The 14,528-nt window shown below is 64.6% G+C and carries 12 protein-coding genes; 1 reads left to right on the top strand and 11 read right to left on the bottom strand.

The genetic code is table 11. The annotated features are described in order from the left end of the window. Positions 1–5 precede the first annotated feature (5 nt). The 9 genes from DW352_RS04480 to ilvD form a co-directional block, all read right to left on the bottom strand. Complete coding sequence (locus DW352_RS04480; protein ID WP_245434320.1) at positions 6–848, bottom strand: phosphatidate cytidylyltransferase; 843 nt, start codon at positions 846–848, stop codon at positions 6–8. 16 nt (positions 849–864) lie between these two features. Next, positions 865–1,620, bottom strand: coding sequence for an isoprenyl transferase (locus DW352_RS04475; RefSeq protein ID WP_115688903.1), 756 nt, complete (start codon positions 1,618–1,620; stop codon positions 865–867). 9 nt (positions 1,621–1,629) lie between these two features. Further along, entirely contained in the window at positions 1,630–2,193 is a 564-nt protein-coding gene (gene frr, locus DW352_RS04470) for a ribosome recycling factor (protein ID WP_115688901.1), read from the bottom strand. A 66-nt stretch (positions 2,194–2,259) separates the two neighbouring features. After that, on the bottom strand, positions 2,260–2,973 hold the full coding sequence (gene pyrH / locus DW352_RS04465; protein WP_115688899.1) for a UMP kinase: 714 nt from the start codon (positions 2,971–2,973) through the stop codon (positions 2,260–2,262). A gap of 51 nt (positions 2,974–3,024) precedes the next feature. Then, complete coding sequence (gene tsf, locus DW352_RS04460) at positions 3,025–3,948, bottom strand: translation elongation factor Ts (protein ID WP_115688897.1); 924 nt, start codon at positions 3,946–3,948, stop codon at positions 3,025–3,027. Positions 3,949–4,026: 78 nt separating this feature from the next. Continuing rightward, entirely contained in the window at positions 4,027–5,016 is a 990-nt protein-coding gene (locus DW352_RS04455) for a 30S ribosomal protein S2 (RefSeq protein ID WP_115688895.1), read from the bottom strand. A gap of 257 nt (positions 5,017–5,273) precedes the next feature. Beyond that, positions 5,274–6,971 carry a methyl-accepting chemotaxis protein gene (locus tag DW352_RS04450; protein ID WP_115688893.1) on the bottom strand — a complete coding sequence of 566 codons (1,698 nt, stop codon included), beginning with the start codon at positions 6,969–6,971 and terminating at the stop codon, positions 5,274–5,276. 169 nt (positions 6,972–7,140) lie between these two features. Next, positions 7,141–7,965, bottom strand: a complete 825-nt coding sequence (locus DW352_RS04445; protein ID WP_115688891.1) for a tetratricopeptide repeat protein — start codon at positions 7,963–7,965, stop codon at positions 7,141–7,143. Further along, the gene (ilvD, locus tag DW352_RS04440) at positions 7,952–9,676 is read right to left on the bottom strand and encodes a dihydroxy-acid dehydratase (RefSeq protein ID WP_115688889.1); all 1,725 of its coding nucleotides are present in this window, start codon (positions 9,674–9,676) and stop codon (positions 7,952–7,954) included. Before ilvD ends, DW352_RS04445 begins: the two co-directional genes overlap by 14 nt. A 380-nt stretch (positions 9,677–10,056) precedes the next feature. Here ilvD and DW352_RS04435 point away from each other — a divergent pair, with 380 nt between their 5' ends. Beyond that, positions 10,057–10,638, top strand: a complete 582-nt coding sequence (locus DW352_RS04435; RefSeq protein ID WP_115688888.1) for a DNA-3-methyladenine glycosylase — start codon at positions 10,057–10,059, stop codon at positions 10,636–10,638. Between the two features lie 92 nt (positions 10,639–10,730). Here DW352_RS04435 and DW352_RS04430 read toward each other — a convergent pair whose 3' ends face one another. After that, on the bottom strand, positions 10,731–11,441 hold the full coding sequence (locus DW352_RS04430) for an NAD-dependent epimerase/dehydratase family protein (protein ID WP_115688886.1): 711 nt from the start codon (positions 11,439–11,441) through the stop codon (positions 10,731–10,733). Between the two features lie 181 nt (positions 11,442–11,622). Continuing rightward, on the bottom strand, positions 11,623–14,487 hold the full coding sequence (locus DW352_RS04425; RefSeq protein WP_115688884.1) for a valine--tRNA ligase: 2,865 nt from the start codon (positions 14,485–14,487) through the stop codon (positions 11,623–11,625). Positions 14,488–14,528 lie beyond the last annotated feature (41 nt).

The following is a 14,528-nucleotide window of genomic DNA, read 5'->3' as shown; positions in this document are numbered from 1 at the left end:
CTTACTCATCGCGACCATTCCAACAGACCATGCGCGGCGTGATCGAAGCCGCCGCGCGCAAGACCGATCAAACAAGCGACGACCGCCGCTGCCCAGAAACTATCGAGCCGATCCATCACGCCGCCATGGCCGGGGATGAGATGGCTCGCATCCTTGGCGCCGAAGTGACGCTTGACCGAGGATTCCAAAAGGTCGCCGACTTGCGACACCATGGAAAGCACCAACGCGAGAAGACCGATCGCGATCCAGTCGGGCGAACCGAAATAACGCGCAACGCCGAAGGCGATCAGCACCGCCCCGAGCGTACCGGCAATAGCGCCCGACCAAGTCTTCTTCGGACTGATAGCCGGACACAATTTCGGTCCGCCAAACGTGCGGCCGGCGAAATAAGCGAAGATGTCCGTGCTCCAAACGACCGCGAACAACAGCACGATCGCGAACAGACCATACTCCTCATCGTCGCGCAGCAACACCGGGGCGAGAAGCATCATCCCGGCATAGCCAACCCCGGCGATGACCCAACCGCGACGCAACCGCGGTGCAAAAATCGCTGCGGCGAAAGCGCCCAATCCCACGAGCAGGAGCGCGGCGATCGGCCGGTGCAGCCAGGCAACGAAGGTCGCGATCGCGAGCGCGGCTGCCGCGCTGACGAACATCCCGCGATGACCTGCACCGGCAACGAGAGTCGTCCATTCCCACAGGATCGCGACGGCCGCCAAGCCCCAGAACAGAGCGAACAGCCAACCGCCGAAATAAGCCGCGGCGACGGCCACCGGGGCCAGCACCACAGCGGACGCAATGCGCAATACAAGATTGCTCGCTGCGACGCGGGGGGCCGTGTCGGACACGGGACCAGACACCGGCTCAGGATCCGGTCTTGGCGACAAGGCCGCCAAAACGCCGTTCACGCTGACGGAATTCGCCGATCGCCGACTCGAGCGTGGCGCGATCGAAATCGGGCCAGTTGGTCGGCACGAACACGAGTTCACTGTAAGCCGATTGCCACAGCAGGAAGTTCGACAAACGTTGCTCGCCGCTCGTGCGGATGATGAGATCGGGATCGGGCAGATCGGGCGCATCGAGGAATGCGCTGAGCGCCTCCATCGTCACTTCCGTCGGCTTCATGCGGCCAGCGGCTACTTGCTCGGCCATGCGGCGCGCGGCGCGCGTGATCTCCTGGCGTGCGCCGTAATTGAACGCGACAACCAGGACGAGCCCGGTGTTGTTGCGCGTCAATTCTTCGGCTTCCGTCAGCAGACGATCAATGTCGGGCTCGAGCCCTTCGCGCTCGCCGATGATGCGCACACGCACATTGCTCTTGTGCAGTTCGGCGAGGTCGTTGCGGATGAAGCGGCGCAGCAGGCCCATCAACTCGCCGACCTCGGAGGCCGGGCGCGACCAGTTTTCCGCGCTGAACGAAAAAATGGTGATGATCTGAATGCCGATCTCGCCCGCCGCGCGGATCGTCCGGCGCAACGCCTCGACACCGCGTCTGTGGCCTTCGACGCGCGGCAACCCGCGCGCCGCCGCCCAGCGGCCATTGCCGTCCATGATGATGGCGACATGACGGGGCGCAGCGAATGCCGCAGAAGCGGCTTGCGGTTTGTCGGCCTCGGACATCAAGCGACCTCAGACCGTGAGGATCTCCTTTTCCTTCGCAGCGAGCAGCTGATCGATCTCGACGATACCGGCATCGGTCGCTTTCTGGATCTCGCCCGAATAGCGCTCGTGATCGTCCTTGCTGATCGCGTGGTCCTTCTCGAGCTTCTTGATCAGGTCCATCGCGTCGCGACGCACATGACGCACGGCGACGCGGGCGGTCTCGGCGTATTTATGCGCGATCTTGACGAGCTCCTTGCGGCGCTCCTCGTTCAACTCCGGGATACGTAGGCGAATGGTCTGGCCCTCGGTCGCCGGCGACAGGCCGAGATTGGAATCGACGATCGCCTTCTCGACGGCCTTCACCAGGGACTTGTCCCAGACGCTGACCGCGATCAGGCGCGGCTCCGGTACCGTGACGCTCGCGCATTGGACCAGCGGCATCTGAGAGCCGTAAGCGTCGACCATCACCGGATCGAGCAGGTGGGACGACGCGCGGCCGGTGCGCAGACCGGACAATTCGGTCTTGAGCGAAGCGCTCGCGCCCTGCATGCGGCGCTTGATGTCGTTGATGTCGTAGTTAGCAGTCGCCATGGCGATCCCTCGAATTCAGCGCCGCCATCTGAACCGATGGCCGGGCGTTTTTAAGTCCGCCGGCGCCTAGCCGACGACGGTCGCGCGGCCCTTGCCGCGCAGAACGGATTCGATGGCGCCTTTCTCGTCGATCGAGAACACGATGATAGGCATCCGGTTTTCCCGGGCAAGCGCGAAGGCGGCGCCATCCATAACCCGTAAGTCCTTCGCGAGCGCCTCCTGGTGGCTCAGGCGCTCGTAACGCTTGGCATTGGGGTCTTTCTTGGGGTCGGCGGTGTAGACGCCGTCGACATTGGTCGCCTTCAGCACGGCCTGGGCTTCCAGCTCCGCCCCGCGCAGCACGGCCGTGGTGTCGGTCGTGAAGAACGGGTTGCCGGTACCGGCGGCGAGCAGAACGACCCGGCCTTTGCCGAGGTTCTTCATCGCCCGCTTGCGGTTGTACATCTCGCAGACAGCCGGCATGGCCAGCGCCGACAACGTGCGCGCCTCGCAGCCGGCACGCTCGATCGCCGCCTCGAGCACCAAGCAGTTCATCACCGTGGCCAGCATGCCCATGGTGTCGCCGACTGGGCGCGGCACGCCGCGCTCGGACACCTCGACACCGCGGAAGATGTTGCCGCCGCCGACGACGACGCCGAGTTCGACGCCGAGCCTGGCGGTCGCGACGAGGTCGGCGGCGAGCCGCTCGACCGTGGCCTGTTCGATACCGAAATCGCCGGAACCGGTGAGCGCCTCGCCCGAAAGCTTGACGATGACGCGTCGGTAGATCGGATCACTCATGCTGGTTGCGATCCTTCCTTCTTCCGCCGATGCCGTGGCGGCGCCGTACGATCAGCCCTGCCCCGCAGCAGCCGCGACTTCAGCAGCGAAGTCGTTTTCCTGCTTCTCGATGCCCTCACCGAGCGCATAGCGCACGAAACCGGTGACCTTGATCGGACCGCCTACCTTGCCTTCGGCATCCTTCACCGCCTGCGCGACGCTCTTGCCCGTGTCGTGCACGTAGACCTGCTCGAGCAGGCAGACTTCCTTGTAGAAGGTCTTCAGGCCCGACTCGACGATCTTTTCGATCACGTTCTCGGGCTTGCCCTGCTGACGGAACTTGTCGGCAAGCACATCCTTCTCGCGCTTGACGACTTCCGGATCGAGACCCGACGCGTCGAGCGCCTGCGGATTGGCGGCGGCAATGTGCATCGCAATCATACGGCCGAGCGCGACGAGTTCGTCCTTGTTGCCCGACGACTCGAGGCCGACCAACACACCGATCTTGCCGAGGCCGTCGGTCACCGAGGAATGCACGTACTGGCCGACGGCGCCCTGCTTCACTTCGAGCAGAGCGGCGCGGCGCAAGGTCATGTTCTCACCGATCTTGGCGACGGTGTCGGAGATCGCGTCGGCAACGGTGATGCTGCCGACCTTGGTCGCCTTGATGACTTCGACATCGGTGCCGGCGGTGAGCGCGACATCCGCGATCATCTTCACGAGGCCCTGGAACAGGTCGTTGCGGGCAACGAAGTCGGTCTCGGAGTTCACCTCGACCGCGACGCCCTTGACGCCTTCAACCTTCACGCCGATGAGGCCCTCGGCCGCGACGCGGCCGGCCTTCTTGGCGGCTTTCGACAGGCCCTTCTTGCGCAGCCAGTCCTGCGCCGCCGTCATGTCGCCGGCGGACTCGTTGAGCGCAGCCTTGCAATCCATCATGCCGGCGCCGGTCGACTCGCGCAGCTCTTTGACCATCTGGGCGGTGATATTTGCCATCGAACTATTCCTTCATGCGTAAACGGCGGCGCCGTTGCCGGCGCCGCTCGAAATTACAGAGCTGAAACGACAGCCCGATTACTCGGCCGTCAGTTCCTTGGCCTTGGCGATCCAGCCCGGCACGCGCGCCGGCAGACCCACTTCTTCGCCGACGAAATGCGCGGCCTTGTCGTTCAGGCCGGCGATCTGGTCGTAGTGGAAGATGCCCAGATCGTTGAGCTGCTTCTCGATCGCGCCCGACACGCCGGGCAGCTTCTTGAGGTCGTCGGCGACGCCGCGCGGACCCGGCAGCTGCTCGAAGCCAACGTCCTGCGACGGGATCTGCTCGGAGATAACCGGCTTTTCCTGCGCGCCGATGTCGACGCCGCGCTCGCCCTGGCTGCGCGCAATGCCGTCGATGGCGGCCTTGGCGATCAGTTCGCAATACATCGAGACGGCGCGGCTCGCGTCGTCATTGCCCGGGACGACATAGGTGATGCCGGCCGGATCGCAATTCGTATCGACGATCGCCGCGACCGGGATGTTGAGGCGCTGGGCCTCCTTGATCGCGATGTCTTCCTTGTTCGTGTCGATCACGAAGATCATGTCCGGCACGCCGCCCATGTCCTTGATGCCGCCGAGCGCGCGGTCGAGCTTGTCGCGCTCGCGCTGCATCGTCAGGCGCTCTTTCTTGGTGTAGCCGCCGGCTTCACCCGAAGAGAGCATCTCGTCGAGCTTGCGCAGGCGCGAGATCGAACCCGAAATGGTCTTCCAGTTGGTCAGCGTGCCGCCGAGCCAGCGCGAGTTCACGTAGTACTGCGCGCAACGCTTGGCCGCATCGGCGATCGCGTCCTGCGCCTGGCGCTTGGTGCCGACGAACAGGATACGGCCGCCCTTGGCGACGGTATCGGACACCGCCTGCAGCGCCTGGTGCAGCATCGGCACGGTCTGCGCGAGGTCGATGATGTGAATGTTGTTGCGGGTGCCGAAGATGTACTGATCCATCTTCGGGTTCCAGCGGTGGGCCTGATGGCCGAAGTGCACGCCAGCCTCCAAAAGCTGACGCATTGAAAAGTCAGGAAGCGCCATAATCTTCTCCGGTTGATCCGCCGCGGACGGTTGTGAGCCCCGGATGGGGCCACCGGACGGCCAATTGGCCCAGTTGTTGGGGCCAGAGCCATGCGTCCGCGTGAGTGATGTCGGGGCTTATATAGGGCGGATTCCGCAGAAGCAAGGCGGGATTGGCCGTTCCGGGGCCTCGAAGCGCCTCAAAACGGGCCGGTACGCGCCCAAACGCTGTCATGCAGCCCCGGTCTCGAAGGCGTCTGGGCGCGCGAGCCGGTCTATCAGGCCGCGGCCCGGCGCCTGTTTTCGGCCGCCGCCTCGGGAGTGGCGATGACGGCCTCCGCCGCGGGCTCGCCCGTCTCGTCGACCTGAGGCGCGGCCTCACCGAGGCGGAAGAACGCGATCTGCTCGTCCATCGTCTTGGCCTGATGCTCGAGCGCCTTGGCGGTCGCGGCGTTCTCCTCGACCAGCGCGGCGTTCTGCTGCGTGGCGTCGTCCATCTGCGTCAGCGCCTTGTTGATCTCTTCAATGCCGGTCGCCTGTTCGCCGCTGGCACTGGCGATCTCGGCGACGATGTCGGCGACTTGCCGGATCGACCCGACGATCTCGCTGAGCGCTTCGCCGGCTTTGTTGACGAGATCGACACCGTCTTTCACCTGGCTGCCGGAACTGGTGATCAGGTCCTTGATGTCCTTCGCCGCTTGCGCGGAGCGCTGGGCCAGTCCGCGCACTTCGGTTGCGACCACGGCGAAGCCGCGACCGGCTTCGCCGGCTCGCGCGGCTTCGACGGCTGCGTTGAGCGCGAGCAAGTTCGTCTGACGGGCGATCTCGTCGATGACGCCGATGATGTCCGATATCCTGCGCGAGGACTCCTCGATCTTGGCCATGGCCTCGACCGCATCGGCAACGACGCGGCTGCCGCGGTCGGCGACATCGCGCGTACCGGTGGCAAATCGACTGGCTTGCTGCGCATTCTCGGCGTTCTTCTTCACCGTTGCGGCAAGTTCCTCCATCGCCGCCGTGGTCTCTTCGAGGCTCGCGGCCTGCTCCTCCGTGCGCTGCGACAGATCGGTGGTGCTGGTCGAGATTTCCGCCGATGCCGTCGCGACTTCCTGTCCCGACACCTTGATATCCGCCAACGTCTTGCTCACCTGCGCGGTCATGCGCACGACGGCGTCGGCGATCTCGCCCACTTCGTCCCTGCGACCGACACCGGGCACGGAGACGTTGAAGTTGCCGCCGGCGGCCTCGTTCAATGGCCGCCGCAAGGCGCGAATGGGCCGGGCGATCGACAGCGCGCCGAACACCGCCGAACCGATCAGGATGACAATGGCGCCGAGACCGACCGCAAGCCCGATGCGCTCGGCGAAATTCATCGTTTCGCGCGCGCCCGCCAGGCCGCTTTCGGACTCCGTTCCCACCGATTGAACCAGCTTGCCGGTGCCGTCCTCGATCTGGCGCACCGTGGGGGTCAAGACTTCCAGTCCGATCCGCTCGATCTCCAGCGCCAGGCCCTCGGCTTCGGCCTCTGCCTGGAGGCCACCCTGCAAACGCAGCGCGAGCGCTTCCGCCTTGATGCGCGACAACTTCTGCACTTCGACCGCATAGGTATCGATGAGCTTCTTGATGGTCGCGATCGCTTCCCGGCGCTCGGGAACGGCGAACAGGGCGACCATCGGATCGATCCGCGCGTGAGCCGCTTGCCGCTCGGCATCCAACAACTTGAGCGACTGTTGCAAGGCGATCTCGTGAGGCGCCAGGCTGACGTCGCGCGCGGCGATCTGCATGCCACGCTCGGCGGCCTTGATCGCCTCGAGATCGCGTGTGCTGACCACGCCCGTGTTCGATTTCTCCACGGCCTCGCGGACCAAGCTGTTTCCGACAATCAACGTGGCCAGCATGCAGGCCACCAGCACGATGGCGAAGCCGGACATCACGGCAAGCTTGGTACCGATGCGAATATTCGACAGTCGGAGCATTTGGTCCCCCGTAAGATCAATCGAAAAGGCGAGGAAACAACCCGGCGCACGCAACAAGGGAGAAAAGTTATGCGAAAGTGATAAGCAAAGGTTTAATCCGCGCCGGAACGGCGTGGATTGGGCAATTGCGGGAATATGAAAGGGGCCGCCGGAGGCGGATGCCGCAGACCTAGTCCCGGCGAGTCTCAAGCCAGCGCTTGAGATAGACCAGCGCCAGCGCGCGCTCGTCCTCGGTCGCCTGCTCGAAGGCGCTGTCGTAGAGCTTGGCGATCCAGACCTGCTGCTCGGGGCGAGCCGAATCCTTGGCGAGGGTCAGCCACATCAGACCGCGCGCGGCCTGCCGCGGCACGTGATCGCCGGCAAAGAGCATGGCGCCCAGCATCGCCTGCGCCTCACACTGGCCTTTCTGCGCCGACAGGCCGAACCAACGCGCCGCCTGGCGCGGATCGCGCGGCGCGCCGGTGCCGTCGAGATAGAGCCGCGCCAGATAATATTGGGCATCCGGATCGCGGAAATACGAGGCCGCATAGCTGAACATTTCGCGCGCGCGCGACGGGTCGCGCTTCACGGCGCTGTTCGGAATGCCGTCGAGATAGTAGTGGCCGAGCGCGACGAAAGCGTTGGCGACGAAGCGCGACTGCGGCGTGTCGGGATTGTCGTCGGCGTGACGATCGGCAATGCGGCGGAAGTAGTCGAAAGCCTTGAGATCGTTCTGCGTGACGCCGTCGCCTTCGGCATACATGCGCCCGAGCTTCCATTGCGCCAGCGCATGACCCTTCTCGGCGGCGTATTCAAGCGAGTTCACCGCCTTGGCCGGCTCACCGGCTTTCAGGTAGTGCGCGCCGGAACGGAACGCCTCCATGGCCGACATCGGTGCGGCGGCCATGGCATCGCTGGCGTCGGACTTGCTGCCGTCGAAAGCAAAGACCGGTGTCGCGGCCAAAAGGCCGACACCGAATGCCACGACGCGCAACAAGGTATCAGCTGTCCGCATAGCACTCTTTCTCAGCCGAAGCGCCTGGATGAGTCACCGCGCCGTCGCGCGCATTGCCGACCTGCTGGGCGTACTTCCACAGCGCGCCCGATCCGAAGTGGATGTCGCGCGGCTGGAACGACTTCTTGCGCTCGGCGAGCTCCGCATCGGAGAGCTTCACGTCGAGCGTGCCATTCTCGGCATCGATCTCGATGATGTCGCCGTCCTTGAGCAGCGCGATCGGGCCGCCGACCGCGGCTTCCGGACCGACATGGCCGATGCAGAAACCGCGCGTTGCGCCCGAGAACCGGCCGTCGGTGATGAGCGCGACTTTGCCGCCCATGCCCTGACCGTAAAGCGCCGCCGTGGTGGCCAGCATCTCGCGCATGCCGGGGCCGCCGCGCGGTCCCTCGTAGCGGATCACGAGAACGTCGCCTTCCTTGTACTGCTTTTTGCGAACGGCTTCGAAGCAAGCCTCTTCGCCGTCGAAGCAGCGCGCCGGGCCGGAGAACTTGAGGTTGGACATGCCCGCGACCTTCACGATCGCCCCCTCCGGGGCAAGGTTGCCCTTGAGACCGACCACACCGCCCGTCGGCGTCATCGGCTTGTTCGCCGGTCGCACGACATCCTGCTGGTCGTTCCACTTAACCTTGGCCATGTTTTCCGCCATCGTCCGCCCGGTGACGGTGAGGCAGTCGCCATGCATGTAGCCGTGGTCGAGCAGCGTCTTCATCAGCAGCGGAATGCCGCCAACTTCAAACATGTCTTTGGCGACATAACGGCCGCCCGGTTTCAAATCTGCGATATACGGTGTCCTTTTGAAGACTTCCGCGACATCGAACAGATCGAATTTGATACCGCATTCGTTGGCGATCGCCGGCAAGTGCAATGCGGCATTGGTCGAGCCACCGGATGCCGCCACCACCGCCGCCGCGTTCTCCAGCGCCTTACGAGTGACGATGTCACGCGGACGGATGCCGAGCTTGATCAGCTCCAACACCATCTCGCCGGCTGTCATGCAGAACCGGTCGCGAATTTCGTAGGGCGCGGGCGCGCCGGCCGAGTAAGGCAGCGCCAGACCGATCGCTTCGGACACGGTCGCCATCGTGTTGGCGGTGAACTGCGCGCCGCAGGCGCCGGCCGACGGGCAAGCCACCTGCTCCATCTCGTCGAGGTCCTCGTCCGACAAGCTGCCGACCGAATTGCGGCCGACCGCCTCGAACATATCCTGCACGGTGATGGTCTGGCCGCGGAAATTGCCCGGCAGGATCGAACCGCCATAGATGAAGATCGACGGCACGTTGAGCCGGCACATGGCCATCATCATGCCGGGCAGCGACTTGTCGCAGCCGGCGAGCCCGACGAGCGCGTCATAGGCGTGGCCGCGCATGGTCAACTCGACGGAGTCGGCGATGACTTCGCGCGAGGGCAGTGACGAGTACATGCCGGCATGGCCCATGGCGATGCCGTCGGTGACGGTGATGGTGCAGAATTCGCGCGGCGTGCCGCCCGCGGCCGCAACGCCCTTCTTAACGGCCTGAGCCTGGCGCATCAGCGCGATGTTGCAGGGCGCGGCCTCGTTCCAGCACGACGCGACGCCGACGAACGGCTGGTGGATCTGCTCTTTGGTCAGACCCATCGCGTAGTAGTACGAGCGGTGCGGAGCGCGCTCCGGCCCTTCGGTAACGTGCCGGCTCGGCAGCTTCGATTTCAGATTGGTCTTAGCATCCATCACGCGACTTGGGCCCCCCGCCCTATGCACTTTCAAATTCCACGGCCCCCCACGCCCTGGTCCCGGGCGGGACCTTGTCCGCGGTGTTGCGGCCGCGTGACCGGTGGTTGAGTGCCGTCGCCTTAGGCCGCGTTAGGAGCCGCCGTTGGCTGTCCTTCGATCTCGTTGAAGGGTATGGCCAAATCGCGGCGCAAGCAGCCAACATGCGGCGCCGTCATTTAAATGTTCTAAAGTGTTGCTGACCAGACACAGAAATACCGCTCGTTCGCAGTGCAACAAGAGGCCTGCCTGCACGCCAACTCCCACCAAGCGGTAAGGTCGGTGGACATTACGACGGACCGGTGTCGACACCCGGTCGAGAACGCGGCAACAAAACCCGCATGGCCCTGCCCCCTCGCCTTCGCCGCTCGTTCTTTGCCCGCTCGGTACACGACGTCGCACCTGATCTGATCGGGGCGACTCTTTTGGTCGATGGCGTCGGGGGCACCGTCGTCGAGGTCGAGGCCTATCACCACACTGATCCCGCCGCGCACTCGTACATCGGCAGGACCGAACGCAACGCGGTGATGTTCGGACCGCCCGGCTCTCTTTACGTCTACCGGTCCTACGGCATCCACTGGTGCCTGAATTTCGTCTGTGAGGAAGAAGGCTCGGCCAGCGCCGTCCTGGTGCGTGCCTTGGAGCCGACGCAAGGCCTGGCGGCGATGCGCCGAAGACGCGGGCTCACCGAGGCACGCGACCTTTGCTCAGGCCCGGGCAAACTGTGCGAGGCGCTTGGCGTCACCATCGCGCACAACGGGCTCCCGCTCGACAAGCCCCCGTTCGAATTGCGCGCGCGCACCGAGGAGCCGGCGATCGTCACGGGACCGCGCATCGGCATCACCAAGGCGGTCGACCATCCGTGGCGCTATGGGCTGAAGGGGTCGAAGTTCTTGAGCAAGCCGTTTCGGCCGTCATCCTGAGGTGCGAGAGAGCGAAGCGAACGAGCCTCAAAGGATGGCGGCCGTCGCCCTTCGAGGCTCGCGCTAACGCGCTCGCACCTCAGGGTGACGAATCAAGCTCTGAAACGGGCGTCGAATCCGAGATCGCTTTTGGCTTTTTCGCTCGAGCAGTAACCGTCGTCTTCGGCGAGGTTGTAGATGCCGGGCTTGCCCTTGGTGAGCGCGAGAAGGCACGCCTGCGCCGCAGCGTCGACATGGACCGCCGGTGGTTTGAGCGGCTTGTCGGGCGACCAGGTGCCGGGCCCGTAGAGCAAGCCATAGCGCAACACGACGCCCTCGGGCATTGCCAGCACGGTGTCCTCAAGCACGCGCACGGCCTCGACGGTCGGCGCCATCGCCGGATCGTCGTTCAGCGGATCGCCTTCGATGCGCAGGCCCGGCGCCGGCTTGTAGATGAAGGCGATGCTCTGCGCGATCAGCCGGCGCACGCCGGCGGCCTGTGCCGCCGCTGCGAGATTGCGCGTGCCCTCGATGCGCAGGCGCGCATTGCGCCTGAGACCCTCGGCGTATTGCGGCGTCCCCGGCGCGAAAGCGAGATCGGTGAGCTGGTGAATAACGACGTCCGGCCGGGCCGCCATCACCGCCGCTTTGAGCGCCTGCGCGTCGAACACGTCAACCACCGCCGGCGTCGCGCCAAGCGCGGCGACCGCGTCGGCCCTCTCAGCCGAACGCGTGGTGCCAATGACGTTATGGCCGGCTTTAACCAGGAGCGGCGTCAGCGAACGGCCGATGACGCCACCGGCACCGGCGAGAAAGACGTTCATCGGAACACACCTCCTCCTCCGTCCGTCATCCTGAGGTGCGAGCGCGCAGCGCGAGCCTCGAAGGATGACAGCCACCGCAAGCCGGCTTGCTTTAATTCAAGCGCTGATGTCGGGTAAACTCGACATCAGTAGCCGTCGCCCTTCGAGGCGCGGCTTCGCCGCGCACCTCAGGGTGACGGCTCTACTCCGCTCCCTTAAGCCGCTCCAGCGCTTCGGCGATCTTGGCCTTGCGGGCGACCGCCTCGTCGCGCTTTTCCTTCTCTTCCTCGACAACCTCCTCCGCCGCGCGGGCGACGAAGTTCGGATTGTTGAGCTTGTTGTCGGAGCGCGCGATGTCGGCTTCCGCCTTCTGCATCTCCTTGGCAAGCCGCGCGCGTTCGGCGCCGAGATCGATCACGCCCTTGAGCGGCAGCGCGGCGACTTCACCGCGCACGACGAGCTGCACCGAGCCCTCCGGCGCGGTCGCCGACGACGAGATCTCAGACACGCGCGCAAGGCGCTTGATGAACTCGGCCCAGCGCTCCGCGCGCGCCTGGGTCTCGACGGACGCACCCGCCAGCACGATCGGAATGTTGACGTTGATGTTCATCTCGGCCCGGATCGACCGGATGGCGGTGATCAGGTCGATCACCCAGCCAATCTCGGCCTCGGCCTTATCGTCGGCGAGGCCTTCGAGCGCTGGCCAATCGGACAGAGCGAGCACCGCTTGGCGCTTCGGCCCCTCTTCCGCCGTCACCGCCCAGAGTTCTTCGGTGATAAATGGCATGAATGGGTGCAGCAGCTTAAGGATTTCGTCCAGCGCCCAGGCCGCCGTCGCGCGGGTCTCGTCCTTGGCCGGTCCGTCCGGCCCCGTCAGCAACGGCTTCGACAGCTCGACGTACCAATCGCAATAGACGTTCCAGACGAAACGATAGGCGGCGCCGGCCGCGTCGGCGAAGGCATACACTTCGAGCGCTTGCGTGATTTCGGCCGCGGCTTTTTGCGTCTCGTGCGCGATCCAGCGGTTGAGCGCTTCCTTGGCCGACTTCGGATCGAAACCCTCGACGCGCTTGGCGCCGTTGAACTCGACGAAGCGCGCCGCATTCCAAAGCTTGGTCGCGAAGTTGCGGTTGTTCTCGACGTCCTGCGGGCCGAGCCTGATGTCGTGGCTCGGCGCGACGTTGCGCGCCAGCGTGAAGCGCAGCGCGTCAGCGCCGAACTGGTCGATGATGCCGAGCGGATCGACGACGTTGCCCTTCGACTTCGACATCTTGGCGCCGGAGGCGTCGCGCACCAGGCGATGGATGTAGACGTCCTTGAACGGCACGATCTCGTCGGCCGGTGCGTCTGGGCGTTCCTTCTTCATGAAGTGCAGACCCATCATCATCATGCGGGCGACCCAGAAGAAGATAATGTCGAAGCCGGTGACGAGCGTCGACGTCGGATAGAAGCGCGCGAGCTCGCGCGTCTTCTCGGGCCAGCCCAGCGTCGAGAACGGCCACAGCGCCGAGGAGAACCAAGTGTCGAGGACGTCCTCGTCGCGCCGAATCCAGACCTCACTTAGCGGCCTGTTCCTTTTTATTGCGTCCGTCTGCGCTAGATATGGATGAACAAATTCACTTGTCGTTTCGACCGACGACAGATCTGCCTTCGGCTGAATGATCGCTCGGCATCCGTAATGCTGGGTCGCAGCTTGCAGAGCCTCGCCCTCGGACTCCGCAACGAATATTTTGCCATCCGGCCCATACCAGGCCGGGATCTGATGGCCCCACCAGAGCTGCCGCGAGATGCACCACGGCTGGATATTTTCCATCCAGTTGAAATAGGTCGCTTCCCAGTTCTTCGGCACGAAGGTCGTCTTGCCCTCGCGCACCATGGCGATGGCCGGCTTCGCCAGCTCCGCAGCGTTGACGTACCACTGGTCGGTCAGGAACGGCTCGATGACGACGTTCGAGCGGTCGCCGTGCGGCACGACGTGGCCATGCGGCTCGATCTTCGCGACCAGCCCCATCTCCTCCAGCCGCGCGACGATCGCCTTGCGGGCGGCAAAGCGGTCGAGGCCTTCGAGCTTCTTCGTCTCGGCGAAATCCGCCGACGTTTCGCCGGCCGCGTTGAAAGCCTCGTCGGCGAAGGTGATCTTCGCTTCGATGGTCAGGACGTTGATCTGCGGCAGCCCGTGCCGCTTGCCGACTTCGAAGTCGTTGAAGTCGTGCGCCGGCGTGATCTTCACCGCACCGGAGCCCTTCTCCGGATCGGAATATTCATCGCCGACGATTGGTATCTTGCGACCGACCAAAGGCAGGATCACGTGCTTGCCGATCAGCGCCTTGTAACGTTCGTCGTCCGGATGCACCGCAACGGCCGTGTCGCCCAGCATCGTCTCGGGCCGCGTCGTCGCGACCACGATGAAGGTCGATGGGTCTTCCGGATTGAAGGTCTTGCCCTCGATCGGATAGCGCAGGTGCCAAAGGTTGCCCTTGGTCTCGACCGGCATCACCTCGAGATCGGAGATGGCGGTCAGCAGCTTCGGGTCCCAGTTGACCAGCCGCTTGTCCTTGTAGATGAGCCCTTCGCGATAAAGCTCCACGAAAACTTTAAGAACGGCCTTGGACAGCCCCTCGTCCATGGTGAAGCGCTCGCGAGACCAGTCGCACGAGGCGCCGAGCCGCTTGAGCTGGTTGACGATGGTGCCGCCCGACTCGGCCTTCCAGGCCCACACCTTCTCCAGGAACTTGTCGCGGCCGATCTCGCGGCGCGACGGCTCCTGCCGCTCCATCATCTGCCGCTCGACCACCATCTGCGTCGCGATGCCGGCATGGTCGGTGCCCGGCTGCCAAAGCACGTCCTTGCCGCGCATGCGCTCGAAGCGGACGAGGATGTCCTGCAGCGTGTTGTTGAGCGCATGGCCCATATGCAGCGAGCCGGTGACGTTCGGCGGCGGAATGACGATAGAGTATGTTGCGGCCTGAGCACGCTCCGGCCGGCCCGCCTTGAACGCACCCGCCTGTTCCCATGCCTGGTAAATGCGGCCCTCAACTTCCGAGGGCTGGTAGGTTTTTTCGATCATTATGGTCTTGCTTGACTTCGCGCGCTCAAGGATACGATCTG

Source organism: Pseudolabrys taiwanensis, assembly GCF_003367395.1.
Classification (GTDB): Bacteria; Pseudomonadota; Alphaproteobacteria; order Rhizobiales; family Xanthobacteraceae; genus Pseudolabrys; species Pseudolabrys taiwanensis.
The sequence above is the reverse complement of the archived record's forward strand: the minus strand, read 5'-3'. Positions and strand labels throughout refer to the sequence as shown.